A 24,585-nucleotide genomic window follows, 5' to 3' on the forward strand; every position below is an offset into this window, starting at 1 on the left:
ACGGACTAATACATTCAAGATTTAGTCGCTTTAAACCGACTTTGGCTATGAGCCAGGAATTTAAATTCCTGGCAGTACTACGGAAAAAGCACACTTTTGTAAGAAGTCTAATGAAACCCTCAGAATCGCCCAAACTCAGCCTTAAAAAAGTAGGAACTGCCCAAAGAAAATCAATTACTGTCTCTGAGGATGAATTGATTAAAGCAGCACCTCTACAATCTAACCAACCTTTACCGCTCGTTATCGAACCAATGGTAGACGGATTGGATTTAATTACTTGGGCGCAGAATAATCGTTCGTTCCTAGAAACTCAACTTCTCAAGTACAGGGGAATACTCTTCCGCAACTTCAAAATTAAGGGGATTGAAGTATTCGAGCAGTTCGTCAAAGCCACTTCTGATGGTAAACTTTTACCGTATCAAGATGGTTCGTCGCCGCGGACTCTGGTGAAGGACAATGTTTATACTTCCACCGACTATCCAGCCGACCAAACTATCTTTCTTCACAGCGAACTTTCCTACGCCAATACATGGCCTTTAAAAGTTTATTTCCACTGCGTAAAGCCTGCGGAACAAGGTGGAGAAACGCCAATAGCGGATATTCGGAAAGTATGCGATCGCATTCCTGTCCAAATACGCGATCGCTTTCTCCAAAAACAAGTGATGTACGTTCGCAACTTTGGCGCTGGACTCGGACTTCCCTGGCAAAAAGCGTTTCAAACTTCAGATAAAACCGTTGTCGAAGCATACTGTCATGAGAACGGTATTGAGATGGAGTGGAAAGAAGGCGACAAGCTGAGAACTCGCCAAATTCGTCCGGCGGTAGTTAACCACCCGAAAACTGGTGAAACAGTTTGGTTTAATCATGCAGCTTTCTTTCACGTATCAACTCTAGAACCAAAAGTTCGTCAAGCATTGTTAGCGTTTTCGGAAATTGAGCTTCCCTACAACACTTATTACGGAGATGGTTCCCCCATTGAACCCGAAGTTTTAGAGGAAATTCGTTCTGCTTATCGCCAAGAAACTGTGATGTTTCCTTGGCAAACAGGAGATATTCTGATACTCGACAATATGTTAACGGCTCACGGAAGAACACCCTTCGTCGGTTCGCGCAAAGTTGTTGTAGGTATGGCTGAACCTTTTAGCAGTAAACATATTTAATCCAGAATAGATGAGTTTTAAAAATGGATAATAAAGTTCTAGAAATGCAAAATGGAATCATTCAAGGCTTTCAAATATCTCCTCAACAAAAGCGCCTGTGGGGTTTGCAAAAACTTAATTCACTTCAAGCTTATCAAGCGAAGTACTATCTTTTACTTGAAGGCGTTCTTAATGTAGAGATGTTGGAATCATCCCTGCAACAAATTGTCACTCAACATGAAATCCTTCGCACCCATTTTCGCTGTCTACCGGGAATGACGATTCCCCTACAAGTTATTTCAGATAGCAACAGTATTAACTGGCAATCTATTGATTTGAGTTCTAGCAATATCCAAGAGCAAAAGAATCAACTGGAAGCGCTTTTTAACAAAATAAGTGATGAAGACTGCAATTTTGAGCGAGATTCGCTATTACACCTATCCTTAATTACTCTGTCAGAGCAGAAGCATATCTTGCTGATTAATTTACCGGCTCTTTGTGCCGATGCTGCAACTTTACAGCATTTAGCAAGAGAAATTAGTCGTACCTACGCTGCTTGCTGTCTCGGTACGGAACTCGACGATGAGATAATGCAGTATGCCGATATCTCCGAATGGCAGAATGAATTGCTAGAAGGAGAAGATACGGAAGCCGGACGAAACTATTGGCAAAAGCAAGATTTTTCTGCACTGTTAAATATCGCCCTTCCGCTGGAAAAATTAGTTTCAGAACCAGCAAATTTTCAACCGCAATTTATTACCCAGGCAATTAATCCCGATCGAGTAGCCGAAATAACAGCATTCGTGAGTAAGAATGGAACTGTGTCGTCATTCCTTCTAACTTGCTGGACAATTTTGCTTTGGCGGCTCACCAAACAGCCAGATTTGGTAATAGGGACAGCTTTCGATGGACGGAAATACGAGGAATTGGAATCAGCGCTGGGATTGTTTGCCAAATATTTACCGATTCAGAGCAATTTAGAAGCAAAGCTTTCCTTTGGGGAGTTATTGCAAAACGTTCATCAAGCGCAACAAGAAGTTTACCAATGGCAAGAATACTTTAGCTGGGATTTTAACGCCTCGGCTGATTCATCCTTTTTCCCAGTTTGTTTTGAATTTAATCAAGCGGCTGATAAATATTCTGCTAATAGCGTTACCTTTTCAATTGAACGGCAGTATATTTGTATTGATCGCTTCAAAATCAAACTGGCTGGCGTTGAGCGGGATGACTCTTTGAGTATCGAGTTCCACTACGACGCAAACTTATTTACTGAAACGGATATTCAGCGTTTAGCCGGACATTTTCTCACTTTGGTTGATAGTATCCTCGAAACTCCAAATGTTGCGATTAGTGAGTTGGAAATTCTCAGCAAGGTAGAACGCCAGCAACTTTTGATTGAGTTCAACAATACCAAGATTGATTTTCCTCAGCTTCAGGGAATACATCAACGATTTGAGCAACAGGTTGAAAAAACGCCGGACGCGATCGCGCTTGTCTATGAAGACGAACATCTCACTTATCAGCAGTTAAATCAACGCGCTAACCAACTCGCTCATTCCTTGCGAAAGCTGGGTGTCGCACCAGAAGTTTTAGTTGGTCTTTATCTAGAACGCTCCCTAGAGATGGTTGTTGGACTGTTGGGAGTGCTGAAAGCTGGGGGAGCTTATGTACCCCTTGAACCCACCTTGCCACCGGAGCGTCTAGCGTTCATCCTGCAAGATACTCAGGCAAAGGTGCTGTTAACGCAACAACAGTTAGTCACTAACCTTCCCGACTCGACAGCTACCGTTTTCTGCTTAGATTCCGAGTCTGAAATGCAACAAGAGAGCGATTGCGCTACCGCGCAGCCTTCGGATCGCAACTTAGAATCAGTTGCAACAGTCGAAAATCTTGCCTATGTAATTTACACCTCTGGCTCTACGGGAACACCCAAAGGTGTTGCGATTGAACATCGACAAATTCTCAACTATCTCAATGGCATTTTGGAAAGATTGGATCTTCCCGATGGTGCCAGTTTTGCAATGGTTTCTACCTTTGCTGCGGATTTGGGAAATACAGTCTTATTTTCCTCTTTGTGTACGGGAGGATGTCTCCATATCATCTCTCAAGATCGCGCTGCTGATGCTGAAGCGCTATCGCAATATTTTCAACAGCATCCAGTTGATTGCCTCAAAATAGTTCCTTCTCATTTATCGGCTTTACTATCATCTTCTCAACCAGAAATTATTTTGCCTCGTCAGCGATTAATTTTGGGTGGAGAAGCATCTAATTGGGGTTTGATTGAAAAAATCCAGAACTTAGCTCCATCATGCCGCATTCTCAATCACTACGGACCAACAGAAACAACTGTCGGGGTACTTACCTATCAGATGGACAGTGGGAATATAGCTAATGTTTCAAAGACAGTTCCGCTCGGTCGTCCCCTAGCAAATACCCAGATTTATATACTAGATAGCCATCTTCAACTCGTGCCGATTGGTGTGTCTGGCGAAATTTACATTGGCGGAGATAGTTTAGCCCGAGGTTATTTAAATCAGCCGGAACTAACAGCTGAAAAATTCATTCCCAACCCATTTTTAAAGAATTCAAAAGTCAGATCCAGCCCGCTGAATGAACCAGCATTCCCTCTGAACCCCACCCCGTCAGAGCCTGCGGCTCCGGCTCCCCTCTCTGCCTGCGGGGAGGGGTTGGGGGTGGGGTGCTTTCCTGATGCGGTAAACGGATTTGATATCAAAAGTCAGGAGTCAGAAGAAAACTCAAAACTCAAAACTCAAAACTCAAAACTTTATAAAACTGGAGACTTGGCTCGCTATTTACCGGATGGAAACATTGAGTTTCTAGGCCGAATTGACCATCAGGTAAAAATCCGGGGATTCCGTATCGAACTGGGAGAAATTGAGGCGGTGCTAAAGCAGCATCCAGGCGTAGAACAGGCTGTAGTTGTAGTTCGGGAGGATGTGTCTGGGGACAAGCGTTTAGTTGCTTATTCGGTTTTCAGTCAGCAGCGGGGAAGTAGAGAAGAATCTACTCAATCAAATCTAATGGGTGACTTACGTTCTTTTGTAAAGGCGAAGTTGCCGGAATACATGATACCTTCTGCTTTTGTGATTTTAAAGACTCTGCCTTTAACGGCTAACGGGAAAGTGGATCGAAAAAAACTGCCAGCACCTGAGCAAATTCGCCCAGAGTTAGCAGGAACGTTTGTTGCTCCCCGCACCAATGTTGAGGAGGTAATAGCTGGAATTTGGGCTGAAGCGATTGGGATTGAACAAGTGGGTATTTACGACAATTTTTTCGAGCTAGGAGGACATTCGCTGCTAGCAACTCAGGTGATTTCCCGATTACGTGACGCCTTTAATGTGGAGTTTCCCTTGCGGCAGTTTTTCGACTCTCCCACTGTCGCGGATTTAGCAGTCGCGATCGCTCAAAAACTAGCTGAACAAACCGATGAGGAAATGATGGCTCAGATGTTAGCAGAGCTAGATGAAATATCGGAGGAAGAAGTTCGAGAAGTTTTGGCTAAGGAAGGAGTAGGCAAATGAGTAATTTAAGCGAAGGGAAGCGCGACGACTTCCTCGTTCGCATCGCCGGACTTTCTCCAGAAAAACGCGATTTGCTGCTAAAACGGCTTAATCAGAAAAAAGAGCCGATAGCACCAACCCAAATCCCCCGCCAAAACCGGGAATCTAACTTGTTTCCCTTGTCATTTGCTCAACAGCGGTTGTGGTTTTTTGACCAATTAGAGCCAGGAAATACCAGCTATAACATCCCTGCGGCTGTGCGGGTTGAGGGAACGCTGGATGCGATCGCTCTCGAACAAAGTCTCAACGCAATTATCGAGCGTCACGAAGTCCTACGGACTGCCTTCACAACAGTAAATGGGCAACCTGTCCAAGTCATTACCCCAGATTTGAAATTAACGCTTCCAGTTATCGATTTGCGGAAACTTCCCAACACCGAACGAGAGCAAGCAGTACGGCAATTCGTCACCGCAGAAGCGCAAAAACCCTTTGACCTCACACAAGCACCTTTGCTGCGAGTTAGCCTGCTGCATCTGAGCGAATTTGAGTATGTGGTGTTATTTACGATGCACCACATTGTTTCAGATGGGTGGTCAATGGGGATATTTATTCAAGAGTTAGCCACCTTTTATAAAGCTTTCTCTAGTCGCAATTCCTCGCCAATTCCTGAATTAAGTATCCAATATGCAGACTTTGCAGTTTGGCAGCGACAGTGGCTACAAGGAGAAGTTTTAGAAGCCCAGATTGCTTATTGGAAAAAGCAATTAGGAGGCAATCTTCCTGTACTGGACTTGCCGACAGATAGACCGCGACCTGCGGTGCAAACCTTCCAAGGTGCAGAGGAAAAATTTATTTTGTCCAAGGCGCTGACTGAGGGACTAACTAAAGCCGGTCAGCAGCAAGGAGCGACTTTATTCATTGTTTTGTTGGCGGCGTTCAAAACCTTGCTGTACCGCTACACCGGACAGGAGGATATTTTAGTTGGTTCGCCAATTGCCAACCGCAACCGCGCCGAACTGGAAGGAATTATTGGTTTTTTTGCGAATACTTTAGTTTTGCGTACTGATTTATCGAATAATCCTACTTTTAAGGAGTTGTTAGGACGGGTGCGCGAGGTGGCACTGGGAGCATACAGTCACCAGGATTTGCCCTTCGAGAAGCTGGTAGAAGTGTTGCAGCCGGATCGGGATTTGAGCCGTAATCCGCTGTTTCAAGTGTTGTTTGCTCTGCGTAACGTGCCGACACAAACTTTAGAATTGCCGGGAGTTACGCTCAGTCTTGAAGAGATGGAGAGCCAGACGGCAAGGTTCGATTTGGTACTCAATTTATCCCAGGAATCAGAAGGTCTTATCGGCGTCTTTGAGTATAACAAAGACTTATTTGATGCCAGCACCATCCAGCGGATGGTAGGACATTTTCAAACCTTGTTAGAAAGTATTGTTGCAAATAGCGATCGCTCCATCTCCAAATTGCCATTTTTAACCCAACCCGAACGGCATCAGTTATTAGTGGAGTGGAACAATACCCACACGAACGACTCGACGGATCGGTGTCTGCACCAGTTGTTTGAAGAACAAGCAGAACGAACACCAGACGCTGTTGCAGTTGTTTTTGAAAACCAACAACTTACCTATGCCGAACTCAATATTAAGGCGAATCAACTAGCGCATCATCTACAAAAGCTCGGCGTGAAGCCAGAAGTTTTGGTAGGGATTTGTGTAGAACGTTCCCTAGAAATGGTAGTGGGATTGCTGGGCATTCTCAAAGCAGGGGGAGCCTACCTACCCCTAGACCCAGCCTATCCCCCAGAGCGTCTTGCTTTCATGTTAGATGATGCTCAAGTTTCGGTGTTATTAACCCAAAAGCGGCTGTTAAATACCCTACCGTCACATAATGCCGAGGTTGTATGCTTGGACGATTGGGAAAGTCTACAAATCGGCACTCCAAATTCAGTTAAAAATCCTTCCAACTTAGCTTATGTTATCTACACTTCCGGCTCAACCGGACGACCCAAAGGTGTACAAATTTCTCACGCCTGTGTAGTGAATTTTCTAATTTCTATGCGCCAGCAGCTAGGAATAAGCCAGCCAGATATTTTCCTAGCTGTCACCTCCTTATCTTTTGATATTGCGGCGCTGGAAATATTCCTCCCCATAACTGTAGGATCTCGCGTTGTCGTAGTACCCCGTGAAATTGCCTCTGACGGCGCACAGTTGTTAACAACATTAACCAATTCTGGGGCGACCATCATGCAAGCAACGCCTGCTACTTGGCGACTGCTTTTGGCAGCAGGATGGCAGGGAAACAAGAATTTGAAAATCCTCTGTGGTGGCGAAGCCTTACCGAGACAACTCGCCGATGAATTGCTCGTGCGAAGCGATCGCTTGTGGAACTTGTACGGTCCCACCGAAACCACTATTTGGTCTACTATTCATCCAGTTGAAAGTAGCGACGCTAGCGTTTCCATCGGGCGTCCCATTGCCAACACGCAAGTTTACATACTCGATACCCATCTACAGCCTGTCCCAGTGCGTGTTACGGGTGAACTGTATATCGGCGGCAAAGGTTTATCCAGAGGCTACCTAAATCGACCTGAACTGACAGCCGAGAAGTTCATTCCCAATCCATTTTTAGAGAAGTCAGAAAAGTCTGAATTACTGTACAAAACTGGAGATTTAGCGAGATATCTGCCGAATGGTGAATTGGAATATCTGGGACGCATCGACCACCAAGTTAAAGTACGCGGCTTCCGTATCGAACTGGGCGAAATTGAAGCGGTACTGAGCCAACATCCAGGCGTGCAGCAAGCTGTCGTGATTGCTAGAGAAGACAATTCTAGCGACAAGTGTTTGGTTGCTTATGTCGTACTGAAGCAAGAAGCTGCAACGACACCCGTACAACTGCGCTCATTTCTCAAGGAGAAGCTACCTAATTACATGGTGCCTTCTAGCTTTGTACTGCTAGAGGCAATTCCTCTAACACCCAACGGAAAAATTGACCGTCGCGCATTGCCAGAACCCGACACCGCTAGACCAGAGTTAGAAAGCGCCTATATTGCTCCCCGCACCGCCATTGAGGAAGTTGTCGCAGGGATTTGGACTCAAGTTCTCGGTTTAGAGCAAGTCGGTATGCGCGATCGCTTCTTTGACTTAGGCGGACACTCGCTGCTGGCAACTCAGGTAATGTCTCGCCTCCGGGAAGCCTTTCAAGTTGAAATTCCCCTGCGTTTTCTGTTTGAGTCGCCGACAGTAGCGGGTTTGGCAGAACGTATCGAAACAGCTTGTCGCGCCCAAGAAAATCTTCAAATTCCGCCTCTGGTGCCCGTTGCGCGGGAGGGAAAACTGCCCCTCTCCTTTGCTCAACAGCGATTGTGGTTCCTCGACCAATTAAATCCAGGCGATTCTGCCTATAACATTCCAGCAGCAGTGCGCCTGGTCGGTGCGCTCAATATCGTAGCGCTAGAGCAAAGCTTTCAGGCGATTATCCAGCGTCACGAAGCTTTGCGGACAATCTTTGCGACAGAAGCAGGACAACCCATTCAGGTAATTATCCCCTCTGCGACTTTCAAACTGCCAGTAATAGACCTGCGATTGCCACCATCCGAACGAGACGCTGAGGTGCTGCGACTTGCCACGGAGGAAGCGCAACGACCTTTCGACCTCACTCAATTGCCGTTGCTGCGCGTCACTTTATTACAACTGGATGAGGCAGAAAATGCGGTACTGCTGACCCTGCACCACATCATCGCTGATGGCTGGTCGATGGGGGTACTGATCCGGGAAGTGGCGGCACTCTACGAAGCCTTTTGTGCCGGGAAACCCTCGCCACTGCCCGAATTGCCCATACAGTACGCAGACTATGCAGTTTGGCAACGACATTGGCTGCAAGGGGAAGTTTTGGAAGCCAAGCTTGATTACTGGAAGCAGCAGTTAGGTCACAATCCGCCCCAGATGAAACTACCTACCAAACAACCCACTGCTTCTACTTTTCAAGCTGGCATTCAATCCTTTGAGCTATCTCCAAAGCTGTCTGGGGCGCTAAATGTACTCAGCCGCCAAGAAGGTGTAACTCTCTTCATGACGCTGCTGGCAGCCTTTCAGACACTGCTGCACCGCTACACCAGTCAGGATGACATCATTGTTGGCACCGATGTCGCCAATCGCACTCAAGTTGAAACTGAATCGTTGATTGGTTTCTTTGTCAACATTTTGGTCTTACGCACCGATCTGCGTGGCAACCCCAGTTTCCGCGAATTGCTCAAGCGAGTGCGCGACATTACTTTAAAAGCTTATGTCCATCAAGACTTGCCTTTTGAGAAGTTGGTTGAGGAACTGCGTCCTGAAAGGAATTTGAGCCGCACTCCCCTGTTTCAAGTGTTGTTCGTGATGCAAAATACACCCGTACCTACTTTAGAACTTTCGGGTTTAACTTTAACCCCAATTGAGGTAGAGGGCGGGACAGCGAAATTTGATTTAGTGCTGTTCGTGTCGGAAACAAAGAATGGCATTGTTGGCAGTTGGAAGTACAACGCCGATTTATTTGATGCGGATGCGATCGCTCGCCTATCAGCTCATTTTGAAACCCTCCTCAACAGCATCGTCACCCAGCCGGATACGCGCCTCAATCGTTTAGAAATACTCACCGAAGCTGAAAAGAAACAACAAGCCATGCAAGAAGTCAAACGCGAAAAGAGTAACTTCAGTAAGTTCAAGAATATCAAACCTAAAGCAGTTACTCTGCCCAAAGGCGAATTAGTCAAAACCGAATATTTACAAACCGATGCAACATTCCCCTTAATTCTCAAACCTGCGGTAAATGAGGTTGATATCGTTGACTGGGCAAAAAATAACCAAGAATTAATCCAAACGAAGTTATTACAACATGGAGCAATTCTATTCCGAGGCTTTAACGAACCTTTAGTTTCTATTTTTGAGCAATTTGCCCAAGCCATTTGTCCCCAATTATTCGGGGAATACGGAGACTTACCCCGCGAAGGAGTGAGCGGTCAAGTTTACGGTTCGACTCCTTATCCGGCGGATAAAGCCATCTTGTTTCATAACGAGAGTTCGCATTTACACCGTTGGCCTTTAAAAATTTGGTTTTTCTGTGTCAAAGCGGCACAGCAAGGCGGAGAAACTCCGATTATTGACTGTCGCAAAGTTTACCAGCTACTCGACTCCCAACTTAAAGAAAGATTTGCCCAAAAGCAAATTATGTACGTCCGTAACTATACAGATGGATTAGATGTTAGCTGGCAAGAGTTTTTTAGAACGACCGATAAAAGTGTAGTAGAAGATTATTGCCGGAAAGCTGCAATCGAATTTGAGTGGAGAGAAGACAATGGGTTGAGAACTCGCCAAATTCGTCCGGCGATATCCAAGCATCCAAAAACGGGAGAAACGGTATTTTTTAATCAACTTTTCTTGCACCATGTCTCCTGCTTAGATCCAGCAGTCCGCGCCTCTCTATTATCTGTATTTGGAGAGGAAAACTTGCCCCGGAATGTCTATTACGGAGATGGCACGACCATTGAAGATTCAGTAATAGCAGAAATTCAAGAAATTTATCGACAGGCATCTGTTAGTTTCCCTTGGCAGGAGGGAGACATATTAATGCTAGATAATATGTTAGCTTCACACAGCCGTAACCCATTTATAGGTTCGCGGAAGATTGTAGTAGCAATGGGGGAAATGACAACTGACCAAGAAATTAAAAGAGAGGCTTTTTAACGCAAAAAAACCGCAAAGAAAAGTTAGCAACTTTTGCGTTTTTATCTTAACGCCTAAGTAGGATCTAGCAAAAAACTCAAATATTTTTTGCGGTTTTATAACTAAATATTGTTTGGTAACAAGTCTAACTTCTTTTACAAATTAAGCAAGCAGCATACGTAGTGAGAACATTAAAAAATGCAAACTATAAATGGATTTCGGTTGTCTCTTCAGCAAAAATATCTTTGGTTATTGCAACAAGATAGCGCTACTTATTGCGCCCAATGCGCCATTTTGATAAAAGGCAATCTTAAGACAAGAGCCTTAAAAGAAGCTGTGCAGCAAATCATCAATCGTCATGAAATTCTCCGGACAATTTTCCATCGAGAACCAGGGATAAAAATTCCGATCCAAGTAGTTAGCGATCGCATCGATGTAGCCTCCTGGTGTTCTATCAATTTAAGCGGCTGTAATTCCCAGGAACAAAAAACCAAAATAGAGGCAATTCTTCAAGAAGAAAGACGCTCAATTTCTACTTCCGAACCTACTGGTTCGCTACTGCGTGCATCTTTAATTACTCTGTCGGATGACAAACATATTTTAATTGTCACTTTGCCTTCTCTTTGCGCCGACAGTTGGACATTGAAGAATCTGGTACAAGAAATTAGCCAAGGATATGCTGCCAGTCTTCGAGGTGAGGAAATAGCCGAGGAAGAAATTGTGCAATATGTACAATTTTCCGAATGGCAGAATCAATTGCTTGAGGATGAGGATGATTTAGCTGGCAAAGAATACTGGAACCAGCAAGATTTCTCTAACTTGGCTAATTTGAAGCTGCCTTTAGAGAAGAAACTGCTTGGCTTACCTGCTAACTTTGAACTCAACTCTATTGAGTGTCAGATTGAGCCAGATTTGGTTGCCAAAATTACAGCGATCGGGCAAAAATACAATGCTTCTATTTCAGCCGTCTTACTCGCTTGCTTGAAGACTCTACTTTGGCGACTAACTAGACAACCAGATATTATCGTTAGCACTGCTTTTAATGGTCGAAAATATGAAGAATTGGAGCCAGCACTAGGACTGTTTGCCAAATTCTTACCGCTTCGCACTCATCTAGAAGACAGCTTGAAATTTAGTGAAATTGTACAGCAAGTTCAGCAGTCTGTAAACGATGCCAATAACTGGCAAGAGTATTTCTGCCAGGAAAATATTAGCACTGCAACCTTATCCGGCTTTCCCTTCGGTTTCGAGTTTGAAGAACAGCTAAACAAGTATTCTGCTAGCGATTTATCATTTGCGATTTACCAGCAGTACGTCTGCTGCGATCGCTTCAAAGCCAAACTCTCTTGCGTGCGTCGGGATGAGTCGCTGAGTGCCAAGTTTGACTATGATGCTGGCATCATCGGTATAGAGGCGATTCAAGCCTTGGCAGAACAATTTCATAGCTTAGTGGAAAGTGCTGCTAACAGCCCAGAAACCGCAATTGGTCAGTTAAATATACTGAGCGATCGCTCTCGACACGAATTATTAGTTGAATTCAACAACACTCAAACTGATTACCACCAATCCAAGTGCATCCACCAACTGTTTGAAGAACAAGTAGAACGCACGCCAGACAACATTGCCGTTGTATTTGAAAATCAACAATTAACCTACCGCGAACTCAACGATCGTGCCAACAAAATAGCGCATCACCTGCAAAACTTGGGAGTTAAACCAGAGGTCGTCGTTGGTATTTGCGTTGAACGTTCTCTAGAAATGGTGATGGGAATGCTAGGCATTCTCAAGGCAGGCGGTGCATATCTACCGCTAGATCCGGCAATGCCAAAAGAACGCCTCGCCTTGATGTTGCAAGATGCTCAAGTGCCAGTGTTGTTAACTCAGAAACGGTTTTTAGAAATTCCCCAACACAGTGCCAAAGTCCTTTGTCTAGATACAAATTGGGAAACCATCCCAGTCCAAAGCCAAAATTCCATCCAAAAGCCCTCAAACCTCGCTTATGTAATCTACACCTCCGGTTCCACTGGCACACCTAAAGGAGTTGCCGTCGAGCATCAACAACTGCTGAATTACGTCAACGGTATTATTAACAGACTAGATTTGCCAGCAGGTGCCAGTTATGCAATTATTTCCACTTTTGCTGCCGATTTAGGTCATACAGTTGTTTTCCCGGCTTTGTGTACGGGTGGGTGTCTCCATATAGTCTCCCAAGAACGCGCAACTGACCCAGAAGCACTGACAAATTACTTTCAAAAACATCCCATTGATTGCCTCAAAATTGTTCCTTCTCACCTATCGGCTTTACTGACAGCTTCTAACCCCGCGCACATCTTACCTAGAAAGCGATTAATCCTTGGTGGTGAAGCTTTAACTTGGAATTTGATTGAGACAATTCAAAAACTAGCTTCCAACTGCCAAATCTTCAACCATTACGGGCCAACAGAAGCAACAGTAGGCGTACTTACCTATCAGGTAGCAGATCGGGTAGCAGATGGGAAAGCGGATCGTATTTCTGAAACAGTTCCTCTAGGTCGTCCAATCCCGAACACGCAGATTTATATCTTAGATTCTCATCTTCAGCCAGTTCCAATTGGCGTACCGGGTGAGTTATACATCGGCGGTGCTGGTTTGGCGCGAGGTTATTTAAATCAGCCGGAACTGACAGCCAAAAAATTTATTATCGACTCCTTCATCGAGAGAGATGAGTTCTCTATTTTGAGGAATGAGTTACAAGACGTCCCACCTAACTCAAAACTCAAAACTCAAAACTCAAAACTTTACAAAACCGGAGACTTGGCTCGTTATTTACCCGACGGAAACATCGAGTTTCTCGGACGAATTGACGACCAGGTGAAGATTCGGGGTTTCCGGGTTGAGTTAGGGGAAATTGAGGCGGTACTGTCTCAATTTCCTGGGGTACGCCAGAGTATTGTTTTGCTGCGAGAGGATGTGGGACAACGTTTAGTGGCTTATATCGTTTCAAATTCAGCACTCATTAACGATCTGCGTTCCTTCCTCAAAGAGAAGCTACCCGAATACATGGTGCCTTCTGCTTTCGTAGTTTTGAAAGCTTTACCGCTTACCCCAAATGGCAAAATAGACCGTTCGGCATTGCCAGCACCGGAGACAATAAAACCCGTAGCAGATACGTTTGTAGCTCCTCGCAACAGCGTTGAGGAGGTACTTGCCGGAATTTGGGTTCACCTTCTCAAACTTCAAAAGGTCGGGATTTATGACAATTTCTTCGACCTAGGGGGACACTCTTTACTCATCCCTCAGTTACTTGCCAAGGTGCGAGAAACTTTCCAGATAGAACTGACCTTGCGCGATTTTTTTGATGCTCCTACCATCGCCGATTTAGGGAAAAACATCGAAATGAAACAGGGAGTCATTCCTTTTGTTTCTCCCGCCTCGAATTTAAATCTAGACGCTGAAGCTGTCCTAGATCCGACAATTCGCCCTGACTCTATACCTGTTGAGTTAGTCACTGAACCAAGTTGCATCTTTTTAACTGGAGCAACTGGGTTTTTAGGAGCTTTTTTACTCTCCGAACTTTTGCAACAAACACAAGCAGATATCTATTGTCTGGTACGTGCTACTAATGCAGAGTCTGGGAAAGAACGGCTACAAAATAGCCTGGAATCCTACTCACTTTGGGATGAAAATTTCAGCTCCAGAATTATCCCGATTATGGGAGAGCTGTCTAAACCGTTTTTAGGGCTTTCGGATGAACAATTTCGAGACATGGCTAGTCAAATCGATGTCATCTATCACAATGGTGCCTTAGTTAATTTTACTTACCCATACTCTGCCCTTAAAGCCGCCAATGTACTGGGAACTCAGGAAGTTTTGAGATTGGCAAGTTTAATTAAACTTAAGCCAGTGCATTTTATTTCTAGCACTAATGCTGTTTCTCCGGCGGGCGGTTCTGGAGTCAGGGTCATTCGAGAACAGGATTCTATCAATTCTGAGGAAGTGATAGATACTGGTTACGCTCAGAGTAAATGGGTTGCCGAAAAGTTAGCAACGATTGCACGCGATCGCGGAATTCCGGTCTGTATTTACAGACCCGGACGGATATCCTGGCATAGCCAAACCGGGCTTTGCAACAAAAGCGATAATACCTTCAGATGGGTAAAAGGTTGCATCCAACTCGGTAGCGTTCCCAAGCGTGATGCAATGGTGAATTTAGTTCCGATAGATTATGCGAGTAGAGCGATCGCTTATCTATCCAAGCAGCAAGAATCCTTAAACAAGGATTTTCACATCGTCAATCCCTATCCCGCCCATTGGAACCAGGTTATCAATTGGGTTCGCTCGTTTGGCTATCCCCTTCAGGAAGTTTCATACGATCAATGGCACAGCGAACTATTGGAGGCGGCTAAAACATCTTCAGGAAATGCCTTGTCTCCCCTATTGGATTTTATGAATCAACCAACATCACAAGAACCAGCCTCCACTACAGCAATTTTACAGTTTGACTGTCAGAATACCCTAGACGGGCTTGCCGGTTCTTCTATTGTTTGTCCGCCCTTAGAGACTGAGTTGTTTGCACCCTATTTTTCCTACCTAATTGATAACGGTTTGCTGGATGCTCCCCCAGTGGGTGAATTCGCTGCAACAACCCTTAACAATCATGTATTGTCCTAAGCCAAATCCTCTCTCCAGCCTGCGCCTGTTCTGCTTTCCCTATGCTGGTGGTGGGGCGCTCAATTTTCGCACCTGGTCTCAGGGTCTACCTGTGGGTGTCGAAGTTTGTGCTGTCGAACTTCCCGGACGAGGAAAGCGGATTTTGGAAGCGCCATTTACTCAGACTTTACCTCTGGTGCAGGCGATCGCGCACGCCCTTTTGCCATACTTAGACAAGCCATTTGCCTTCTTCGGTCACAGCATGGGGGCACTCGTCAGCTTCGAGGTGGCTCGTCTACTCCGCAGAAAGTATGGGATCAGTCCAGTCCATCTGTTTGTATCTGGTCGCAGCGCCCCTCAAATTCCGGCAAAAGAACCGCCCATCCACGCCCTGCCAGAACCTGCTTTTATCGAGGAACTGCGCCGTCTTAACGGGACTCCCGAAGCAGTGCTAGAGAATGTGGAACTGATGGAACTGCTTCTCCCCATCCTGCGGGCAGATTTTGCCGTTCTCGAAACTTATGTTTATGCTACCGAAGCGCCGCTTCAGTGTCCCATCACTGTTTTTGGCGGTTTGCAAGATATCAAAGTCAGCGTTGAGCGTCTTGAGGCTTGGCAACAGCAGACAAGCGCTGACTTCTCACTGCAAATGCTTCCCGGCGACCATTTCTTTGTGCAATCCGCTCAACCCCTGCTGCTTCAATTCCTTTCTAGAGAACTGGACTCAATCAGCACGCTTGGAAAGTAACACTCACGACTTTGCTTTTGATCGGGAGCGATCGCTTCTGGAAGCACAAAGCCCCTAGCACTGATGCCAGGGGCTTTATTTTCATGAATGCGCCTCAGAATACCTTGCGCTCATCCAAATGAGCCAGGATATCCTGACGCGATCGCCATACCGGACGCAACTGTTTGCGGGCGGATAGCGGTAACTGATCGCTAATATGGGGCGATCGCGGTTGAGTTGCATTACCGTAGCCGATCAGTGCCATCGCCTTAACTGGGTTAGAAAACTCGACCGCAGCGATGTAAGAATCGCCCCCGACCGCTTGAAAGCGCCCATCTTTCGTCGGGGCATAATTGACAACGCGGAAGATACCAAGGTCTCCCGAACCACCATTGGCAGGCAGATCCACACCATTAGACCGCAGCCGGAAAACTTCGCCCCAAGGTACATCTATGGCTTTATAAGCTGCCTCTACCTTTGCTGCTGCGGTAGAAAGCACCTTAACTGCGCTTTGAGGATCTGCCAAGCCGTCGGGTGTGATGCGCGGGGAATTCTCGTTCCAGGGGGTAGTAAATGCATTATCGAATTCCATCTCTTCCGCCCAAAGGTAAAAGAGTACGCCACCCCGACTATCTGCATCCGCATTTCGATCCCAAGCTTGCAGCACATCAGCGGCTCGACGCGCTAATTTATCTCCATACTGCCGTGCGGCGGGAATTAGGTCATCCAGGAAACGATCTGCCAGTTCCATGCGTGTCGAGTGCTTGTACTGAATCATTTCCTCAAAAGAAATTTGTTTATCCTCATCCAGCATCCTTGCAGAGCGTTGCGCTCGAAAATGCATGAACTGCGGTGCCATGTAGGGCGGGAAATCTGCTGGATTTAACGCTACTGGGAAAGTCGTTGTCCACGGTGGATCGTTGGTATTTTGCAACCAGCCGCTAGGTGGGTCAATGACGCGGGGCAAATCGCGGTAGGGATGCGTTTTCGTCCATAAGGTTTTAGAGGTGTCGCCAGGAATCATGCCTTCCCAGTATTCAAAGTCTCCAGATGTGCGAATTGGCACCTGACCGTTAAATAGGTGCATGATATGTCCCTCGCGGTCTGCATACATCACCGTGAACATCGGAATCTGCAACTGCTTTAGGGCAGCCTCAAATTCAGGCAGTTTAGTGGCACGCGCCATCGAGTACCACTGCTCCAACGCTCCGGGTTGCTCAAGCCCCACAACCCGCAATGCCACGGCTTTTCCCTCCTTGCCTGCGACAACAGGGCCGTGAAGGGAACGTTGTACGACCAGTGATTCTGAGCGCAGTGTGCCATCATGCTGCTTCACCTTCAAGATTTTCTTTTCTGTCTCAAAGGCTTGAACCTTACCGTCGAAGCGATAGCCGCCGTCTTTTAGTTCCAGTTCATAAGCGTCCCACCCGTCATGGGTATTGACTGTGTGAGTCCAGCCGAGATTATTGTTGAATGCGATCGCGAGTACGGGAAGTCCAACGAGTGTCGCCCCATAAGCGTCAATTCCTGGTGCGGTAATCTGGGCTTCATACCAGACAAATAAATCTGACCAAGGCAGGTGCGGGTTCGCTAGTAGCATCGCGTTCCCGCTTGCAGAATGCTTAGGCGCGATCGCCCACGCATTAGAACCCATTGATTTGTTATCGGCAAGGCTTTGAACAATCTGCGGATTCACAATAAATGTGAAATTCATCACCCGCTGTTCGTGAGCCAGGATATCTACTGGCTGGACTGGCAGCACCGCCTTCACTTCATCATCAATCAGGTCGGGATGTTCCTTAGCATAGGCATTGATTCCTGCGGCAAAGGCATCTAGATAACTGCGGAAAGCGGGACTCTGCGACTCATACCACTTGCTGGCACGTTCGGGAATTCCCATTGTTTGTACCCATTTATCTGACTCTAGGTACTCTTCTCCCCAGTATTCGGCACTTCGTCCCCGTGCCTGACCGTAGAGGCGCAACAGCAGGTTGCCATGACTTTGCATCTGCGCCCAACCAAAGGCGCGAAATGCACTTCCTGCATCCTTGCCGTAGATATGCGGGATGCCGTAGGTGTCCCAGAGAATTTCAGTCGAGGCTGCTGGTAAGCTTAGACTCTGGCTCCCCAAAAATAGAGTAAAGATGAAACCTAATATTAATGGGAAAATTCGCAAAGATTTTCCTCTAAAACCTCCGATTGCGTAGCGCCTACTATTTTTTTGGAACTTATCAAGAGAACGCAAACGCTCTTTAATAAAACACCACCTTGAAAGAAAATTTAACATTACGTTCTTGACAAATTGATAATTTAAAAAACAAAAAAATACGGCTTCAAATTTTATTTTTGTATTAACAAGTGTGATTAGAAGGGAGCAGAAGTTGCTTCACTTCTATTCAACCAAGTCCGCCTACGCGGACTCAATTCAGCCTGGGTCAGCAGGCTTTGTTTGTGCAGCCCCAGACTTCCAGCCTGTTGGCGATTTGCTGCGGGCGATTTGCAAATACTTGATGAAAAATTTTATCATCATTTTCCTAACGAATAGTTGAAAATTATTCTCGTTAACTGCAAAAGTTTAATGTGTTGTGGCGCAGTTGCACGCGGAAGTGAAAGCCTGATAGCTTCGCTTGCGCCAAGGGCGATAGCTTCGCTTGCGCCAAGGGCGATCGCGACTTGTTTCTACGCCCTCAGTTTCCAGTGAAGCGATCGCCCTTTAAGGCAGCCTCTTGGCTTATCTTCAGCTTCCGCCCCAGCGGAATACACATCGGTGTTCCGGCTACGGGATCTTCCACGATGCGACAACCCAGCCCAAATACTTCGCGCACCATTTCTTCGGTCATCACCTGCATCGGGGTTCCGTGGGCATAAACGCAACCTTCTTTTACCGCTACTAGGTAATCTGCATAGCGACAAGCTTGGTTTAAATCGTGCAACACCATTACCAGCGTTCGTCCTTGCGTCTGGTTCAACTCCAAAAGCAAATCCAACACCTCAATTTGGTGCGCCAAGTCTAAGAAAGTTGTGGGTTCATCTAAAAGTAAAATCTCTGTATCCTGAGCCAGCGCCATTGCAATCCAAGCACGTTGTCGCTGTCCACCGGAAAGCGTATCGAGCGATCGCTCTGCCAATTCGGTCATCCCAGTCGTTGCCAAGGCTAACGCGACCAACCGCTCATCTTCTTTTGACCACTGCTGCAACCAGTTCTGATAAGGATAACGCCCCAGCGCTACTAAATCTCGCACAGTTAACCCTTCCGGTGCCACTGGCCCTTGGGGAAGAATTCCCAGTTGCTTGGCGACCTCTTTCGTGGATAACTTGAACAAATCAGCCGCATCCAGATAAACCGTCCCGTTCCGTGGCTTGAGCAATCTCGCCAAACCCCTCAGCAGTGTAGACTTACCGCAACCGTTGGCACCCACTAAAGCGGTGATTTTCCCTTCGGGAATTGCCAAATCAAGATTTTTGATAATTGGCACACCTTCATAAGCCAAGGTGAGCCTGCGGGTGGAGAGTCGGTTCATCTTTGGGTTCATCGTTTGCGGTTTTGCACCAACAGATAGATAAAATAAGGAGCGCCAATCACGGCTGTAATGACACCACAGGGAAGTTCAGTCGGAGCAAATAGCGATCGCCCTAGCAAATCCGCAACCACTACAATCATTGCCCCAATTGTTGCCGAGACAGGAATTAACCCCTCATGAGTTGAACCCACTAATTGACGTGCGATGTGCGGTGCCATTAACCCAACAAAGCTAATCGTACCAGCCGTAGCCACCGCCGCACCCGTCAACGCGGTAGCGATCGCGAGTAACCAGCCGCGTTCCCATTCCACCGAACTACCCAGCCCTTTGGCAACATCATCGCCCAAATTTAAAGCATTCAGCTGTCGCGCTTTCCCCAAAGCCAAGGGCACCAACACCGCGAACCAAGGTGCAACAGACCATACCTCCTCCCAACTGCGACCGTAGACACTCCCCGCCAACCACACCAACGCCTGACTCACACTATTAATCTCACCGAATGTCACCATCAAGCTAGTCAAAGCGCCGATGACTGCGGCAATCCCGACCCCAATCAAAATCAGGCGAACCGGAGAACTCCCTTTATCCCATGCCAAAAAGTAAATCAGAAAAGCGACAGTTAATGCTCCCCCAAAGGCAGACACCGGCAAGATTGCAATCGGGACACTGGGAAACAAAACAATCAGACTAACCGCCGCCAGACTTGCACCCGCGTTAATCCCGATGATGCCTGGGTCTGCTAGGGGATTGCGGGTAATGCCTTGCAAGATCGTACCGGAAACCGCCAATGCCACTCCGACAAGAGCCGCGACTAAGGTTCTAGGCAGTCGCAGTGTATTGATAATGAAGGGATAGTCAGGGTTTCCGGTTTCCAGTCCGAGTAAGGTTTTGATGACGGAGATGATGGGAATCGGATATTCCCCGTAAGAAACACTGACAACCATCGCCGCCAGGGTAACGAAGACCAGAATACTCAGGATACTAGGAATACGCCGATCGATACGGAAGGATACCGGAAGCGCCTTAGAACGAACGACCAACCAGTTGTTCATTTTTTCACCTTGAAGCGGGCAAGATAAACGAACAAGGGCGCACCCACGAAAGCAGTCATGACTCCGACTGGAAGTTCTTGGGGTTTAATCAGCAATCTGGCTCCGATATCCGCTGTTAACAGTAAAATGGCTCCAAAAACCGCAGAATACGGCATAATCCAGCGGTAATCGACGCCAACCAACAAGCGGACAACGTGGGGGACAACTAAACCAATAAATCCAATCGGACCAGCGGCGGCAACGGCACTGCCTGCCAGTAATATGACACTGAAAGCAGCGGCAACTTTTACCCATGCGGTTCGTTGACCTAAGCCTTTGGCAATATCTTCACCGAGATTCAAGGTGGTGATTTGTTTACCTAAAGCGAAGGCTAATATCAGTCCGAGGGTGATATAGGGCAGCACTTGCCAGACAATCGTGAAATCCCGCCCCGCAATCGATCCAGCCATCCAAAAGCGGATTTCATCAAGGGTGCGTTGGCTGAAAATCAGGATGCCGGTTGTCACTGAAGACAGGAAGGTACTAATCGCTGCACCGGCGATGGTGAGGTTGAGTGGGGTGAGTCCACCGCGACCCAAGGAACCGAGGAAATAGACAGCGATCGCAGCAGCACCGGCACCCAGAAAGGCGTACCCAGCATAGAGACTTGAATCGGGTGGTTGAAAAGCAAATACCGCGATGACCACTGCCATTGCCGCACCTGCGTTGATTCCCAGTATTCCGGGGTCAGCCAAGGGGTTGCGGGTGATGCCTTGCATAATCGCACCCGCGATCGCCATTGCGGCACCAACCAAGATGGCGATGAGCGATCGCGGTAGCCTAATCGTCCGAATAATCAGGTGATCCGCAGACCCATCAAACGCTGTCAACGCTGCATAAATGGTGCTTGCGGAAATGTCGGCTGCACCATAACCAATACTGACCACCAGGCAAATTAGGAGAATCAGGAGGCTCAGAATTAAGCCGACAAGCAGAGAGGGTCGTGGCTGTATAAATCCTAAGACTTCCCCGATTAACCGATTTTTTACTATTTTCTGGATTGGTGCCAAATCTATCGATGCCTTTTGCCTTGTGTTTATTGCTATAGCAACCCTAAATATGCTGTCGTAACGTCAAGCGCCTTGGAACGATGGGAAACCGCCGCTTTGGTGCGCTCAACCAGGAAACTAGAAATTACTTTAGACTTATTGCAATTATTTATCAATATCTTTGCGAAAATTATCCTTGAATTGCTAGTCATACAAGGATTCCAGATTTCAACAACGGCAAACCCCGCAGTTGCCTGGTGAGTCAAAGTTGCAGTCTGGCATAACATTGAGACATCACCGAATCGCAAGATCCACTTGCCTAGAACTGAGGCGAGTTGAGAAAAAAAGATAGCTGACCGATGCTGAAGATACCATGCGATCGCTCATCAAAGAGCTAATAAACAACTCCGATCGTGTAGTGCGTAGTTAGTGCTACGACATGGAACTTAAATGTTCTAAGCGACGGTGCGCCGTTATCGAGCCTATTTCCGGAAATAGGCAAGTTCCGGAACTTAATGATAAGTAATGACGAAATACTCATCGCTGTTGCTGCTGTTACAGTTTTAGTTGAAACGGGGTAGCAAAGGCAGTGTTGCAGCTAGTTCATCTGAGGTAGTCAGAAAGTATAATAACCATCTGGAGATTACATGGATCGTCGAAAGCGAGCACTATTAAATCCTAAAGAGGAAGCCACATTTAAAGCCTTGCAAGAGTCCGCTGAAAGGTGTGGGGTACGCATTCATACCAAAATGCGTATAGCCGATGTTCTTGATATTGAAAAAAGTGGGCTTTCCAATGATGAGTATAGTTATGCTCTGAAAGCTCATTTTGATTTTGTAGTAGAACAAAAAGATAAAAGTGTAGCCTTCGCAGTTGAATTTGATGGTTCACAACATGATAGCGATCCAGAAGCAATTTCGCGAGATGCTAAGAAAAATTCTATCTGTGAAAAGCTGGGAATGCCTTTGCTAAGGATTGATGCTGAATACTTGCGAAAAGTTGGACAGTTTTCAATTGTTGGCTGGCTGATGGAAGTATGGTTTTTAGATCAGGAGTTCGTTAAAGCTCAGGAGCGAGGAGGAATTCCCGACAATTATGACTTTCACTACAGCCTTGTTATGGGATGCGGCTATCGAGAGGGAGATAAGTTTGTCGAGTTGGATTTTAATAATTCTGAGGCTACAATTGAAGTTTTAAAAAAATACGGAAAGTTTGGAGAAGACAAGATAGTTACAACAAGACCATATGACCCTTTTCTACCTTCTCGTGCATTACTCCACAAGTACAGTAAAGGAATAGAAGTTCTCCGTGCAATAGACCCTAAAAATCGCGATGTCAGCGTTGCAGTAGTGAAATTAGCAGATAGTGGTATCGTCCTTGGGATAGGAAAATGTCGTTCATTCAGATTTCCGCCCGTAGGTTCTCGTGAGCTTTCCGAAGAATTATCAATGGTTGATGCTGCCGGGAAACTCAGAAAGTATAACCGTGGGGAATGCAAACTTGATACTGCTGAAGACGTGGATTCATGGCGTGACCGAATCTTACAGTGGAAGGCACATAGTAGGTAAACAGACAGGTAATACTATCAAGGACTGGATATGGCAGTTGAAACTGTTACACTTCAAATCCCAGAAATACTCTATCGGCGCTTGGTTAATACTGCTAATGCAACGCAGCGCCCTGTTGAAGAAGTCATGCTTCATGCCTTACAAATAGGTAGCCCCCCGGAATGGGACGATGTGCCAGAGGAGTTTCAGGCTGACATTGCTGCCTTGGATAAACTTGATGACAAGACGCTATGGCAGATTGTTAATAGCCGCAAAACAGCAGTAGAGATGGAACGATATAATACCCTGCTTGAGGGCAATTCTAGCGGTACGCTGATAGAGGGAGAACGCTTAGAACTAATGGCGCTGCGGCACGAGGCTGACCTTTTCATGTTAAAAAAAGCTCACGCAGCAGTATTACTCCGATGGCGGGGACATCGCGTGCTAACCCCTTAAGATATCGTGTCTGCATACATACCGGAAAGTTTACGAAATCAAATCGCCGATAGCGATCGCGGGCGTTGCTGCTATTGCTTAACCAGTGAAGCTAATAGTGGAATTCCCATGACGCACGATCATATTCAGCCTGTCTCTAAAGGTGGAGAGACAAGCTTTGAGAATATTTGTTTAGCTTGTCGTTCATGCAATGAATTTAAGGGTGATGCAACCGAGGCGATAGATCCTTTGACGGGCGAAACTGTAACTCTTTTCAACCCCCGCACGCAAATATGGTCTGACCATTTTGCCTGGAGTTCCGACAGCGCAAGGGTTGAAGGACTTACTGTGATTGGTCGGGCTACAATTGTTCGTCTGCGAATGAATAACCCAGTTATCATTGCCGCTAGGAGGCGTTGGGTAGTCAGTGGTTGGCATCCTCCGACTGACTAATCTTGAACAAAAGCTAATTTTATAAGCTTAAAACGTGATTCCCAGCCAGATTAAGACGATATGAAAAAACTCATCAACAACTCCGATAATGTAGTGCGTGAAAGCCTGGCAGGAATGGCAGCAGCGCATCCCGATTTGATTAAAGTCCACTTTGACCCCCACTTTATCTATCGTGTCGAGGCACCCATTCCTGGTAAAGTCGCCCTCATTTCCGGGGGGGGTAGCGGACACGAACCAATGCATGGCAGTTTTGTCGGTTTGGGGATGCTGGATGCGGCTTGTCCGGGTGAAGTCTTCACTTCTCCCACTCCTGACCAGATGCTAGAAGCTGCCAAGATGGTTACAGGGGATGCGGGTGTCCTCAATATCGTCAAGAATTACAGCGGCGATGTGATGAACTTCGAGATGGCAGCAGAACTGGCGCACTCAGAGGGCATTCCCGTACGCAATATCTTGATCGATGATGATATCGCCGTCAAAGATAGCCTTTATACTCAAGGGCGTCGGGGTGTCGGCGCGACGGTACTTGCTGAAAAAATCTGCGGTGCTGCTGCCCAACAAGGTTACGATCTCAAGCAGGTTGCCAACCTCTGTCGCCAAGTTAACCTCAACGGGCATAGCATGGGAATGGCGCTGACTTCTTGCACCGTCCCCGCGAAAGGTAGCCCGACTTTTAGTTTGGGGGATGATGAAATAGAATCCGGCATCGGCATTCACGGAGAACCGGGACGACAGCGAATGTCCTTGAAGTCAGCCGATGAAATTACCGAGATGCTAGCGGTTTCTATCATTGAAGATAGAGATTACACCCGCACTGTGCGCGAG

At 46.6% G+C, this 24,585-nt stretch carries 13 protein-coding genes; 9 read left to right on the plus strand and 4 right to left on the minus strand.

Going from position 1 to position 24,585, the window contains the following annotated elements; genetic code table 11:
- The first annotated feature begins 110 nt into the window (after positions 1 to 110).
- The 5 genes from NDA06_RS13985 to NDA06_RS14005 all read left to right on the plus strand — a co-directional run bounded on the left by NDA06_RS13985 (position 111) and on the right by NDA06_RS14005 (position 15,745).
- On the plus strand, positions 111 to 1,160 hold the full coding sequence (locus NDA06_RS13985) for a TauD/TfdA family dioxygenase (RefSeq protein ID WP_190986431.1): 1,050 nt from the start codon (positions 111 to 113) through the stop codon (positions 1,158 to 1,160).
- Positions 1,161 to 1,183: 23 nt separating this feature from the next.
- Positions 1,184 to 4,681 carry a non-ribosomal peptide synthetase gene (locus NDA06_RS13990; RefSeq protein ID WP_190986432.1) on the plus strand — a complete coding sequence of 1,166 codons (3,498 nt, stop codon included), beginning with the start codon at positions 1,184 to 1,186 and terminating at the stop codon, positions 4,679 to 4,681.
- Complete coding sequence (locus tag NDA06_RS13995; RefSeq protein WP_190986433.1) at positions 4,678 to 10,389, plus strand: non-ribosomal peptide synthetase; 5,712 nt, start codon at positions 4,678 to 4,680, stop codon at positions 10,387 to 10,389. Before NDA06_RS13990 ends, NDA06_RS13995 begins: the two co-directional genes overlap by 4 nt.
- A gap of 177 nt (positions 10,390 to 10,566) precedes the next feature.
- Entirely contained in the window at positions 10,567 to 15,018 is a 4,452-nt protein-coding gene (locus tag NDA06_RS14000) for an amino acid adenylation domain-containing protein (protein ID WP_348251753.1), read from the plus strand.
- A complete protein-coding gene (locus NDA06_RS14005) occupies positions 15,005 to 15,745 on the plus strand; it encodes a thioesterase II family protein (RefSeq protein WP_190985757.1) in 741 nt (246 codons plus the stop codon). Before NDA06_RS14000 ends, NDA06_RS14005 begins: the two co-directional genes overlap by 14 nt.
- Before the next feature lie 94 nt (positions 15,746 to 15,839).
- On the opposite strand, the gene NDA06_RS14010 is transcribed toward NDA06_RS14005, so the two are convergent.
- The 4 genes from NDA06_RS14010 to NDA06_RS14025 form a co-directional block, all read right to left on the minus strand.
- The gene (locus tag NDA06_RS14010; protein ID WP_190985758.1) at positions 15,840 to 18,011 is read right to left on the minus strand and encodes an acylase; all 2,172 of its coding nucleotides are present in this window, start codon (positions 18,009 to 18,011) and stop codon (positions 15,840 to 15,842) included.
- A gap of 400 nt (positions 18,012 to 18,411) precedes the next feature.
- Complete coding sequence (locus NDA06_RS14015; RefSeq protein ID WP_190985789.1) at positions 18,412 to 19,245, minus strand: ABC transporter ATP-binding protein; 834 nt, start codon at positions 19,243 to 19,245, stop codon at positions 18,412 to 18,414.
- 8 nt (positions 19,246 to 19,253) lie between these two features.
- Positions 19,254 to 20,297 (minus strand): iron ABC transporter permease, encoded by a 1,044-nt coding sequence (locus tag NDA06_RS14020; RefSeq protein WP_190985759.1) that lies wholly within the window; start codon positions 20,295 to 20,297, stop codon positions 19,254 to 19,256.
- Positions 20,294 to 21,289 (minus strand): iron ABC transporter permease, encoded by a 996-nt coding sequence (locus tag NDA06_RS14025; protein ID WP_347277026.1) that lies wholly within the window; start codon positions 21,287 to 21,289, stop codon positions 20,294 to 20,296. The genes NDA06_RS14020 and NDA06_RS14025 overlap by 4 nt, the downstream gene beginning before the upstream one ends.
- A gap of 683 nt (positions 21,290 to 21,972) precedes the next feature.
- On the opposite strand from NDA06_RS14025, the gene NDA06_RS14030 reads away from it, so the two are divergent.
- The 4 genes from NDA06_RS14030 to NDA06_RS14045 form a co-directional block, all read left to right on the plus strand.
- Complete coding sequence (locus NDA06_RS14030) at positions 21,973 to 22,893, plus strand: DUF2726 domain-containing protein (protein WP_190985760.1); 921 nt, start codon at positions 21,973 to 21,975, stop codon at positions 22,891 to 22,893.
- A gap of 30 nt (positions 22,894 to 22,923) precedes the next feature.
- On the plus strand, positions 22,924 to 23,328 hold the full coding sequence (locus NDA06_RS14035; RefSeq protein ID WP_190985761.1) for a hypothetical protein: 405 nt from the start codon (positions 22,924 to 22,926) through the stop codon (positions 23,326 to 23,328).
- Between the two features lie 6 nt (positions 23,329 to 23,334).
- Entirely contained in the window at positions 23,335 to 23,760 is a 426-nt protein-coding gene (locus tag NDA06_RS14040) for an HNH endonuclease (RefSeq protein ID WP_190985762.1), read from the plus strand.
- A gap of 60 nt (positions 23,761 to 23,820) precedes the next feature.
- The coding region (locus NDA06_RS14045) for a dihydroxyacetone kinase subunit DhaK (protein ID WP_348251754.1) at positions 23,821 to 24,585 on the plus strand (765 nt) is incomplete at its 3' end.

Origin of the sequence: Trichocoleus sp. ST-U1 (assembly GCF_039961835.1) — a bacterium.
In the GTDB taxonomy this organism is placed as follows: Bacteria; Cyanobacteriota; Cyanobacteriia; order Cyanobacteriales; family FACHB-T130; genus FACHB-T130.

Coding starts and splice junctions, on each gene's coding strand:
- NDA06_RS13985 (WP_190986431.1), top strand. CDS start 111: ATGAAACCCTCAGAATCGCCCAAACTCAGCCTTAAAAAAGTAGGAACT.
- NDA06_RS13990 (WP_190986432.1), top strand. CDS start 1,184: ATGGATAATAAAGTTCTAGAAATGCAAAATGGAATCATTCAAGGCTTT.
- NDA06_RS13995 (WP_190986433.1), top strand. CDS start 4,678: ATGAGTAATTTAAGCGAAGGGAAGCGCGACGACTTCCTCGTTCGCATC.
- NDA06_RS14000 (WP_348251753.1), top strand. CDS start 10,567: ATGCAAACTATAAATGGATTTCGGTTGTCTCTTCAGCAAAAATATCTT.
- NDA06_RS14005 (WP_190985757.1), top strand. CDS start 15,005: ATGTATTGTCCTAAGCCAAATCCTCTCTCCAGCCTGCGCCTGTTCTGC.
- NDA06_RS14010 (WP_190985758.1), bottom strand. CDS start 18,011: ATGTTAAATTTTCTTTCAAGGTGGTGTTTTATTAAAGAGCGTTTGCGT.
- NDA06_RS14015 (WP_190985789.1), bottom strand. CDS start 19,245: ATGAACCGACTCTCCACCCGCAGGCTCACCTTGGCTTATGAAGGTGTG.
- NDA06_RS14020 (WP_190985759.1), bottom strand. CDS start 20,297: ATGAACAACTGGTTGGTCGTTCGTTCTAAGGCGCTTCCGGTATCCTTC.
- NDA06_RS14030 (WP_190985760.1), top strand. CDS start 21,973: ATGGATCGTCGAAAGCGAGCACTATTAAATCCTAAAGAGGAAGCCACA.
- NDA06_RS14035 (WP_190985761.1), top strand. CDS start 22,924: ATGGCAGTTGAAACTGTTACACTTCAAATCCCAGAAATACTCTATCGG.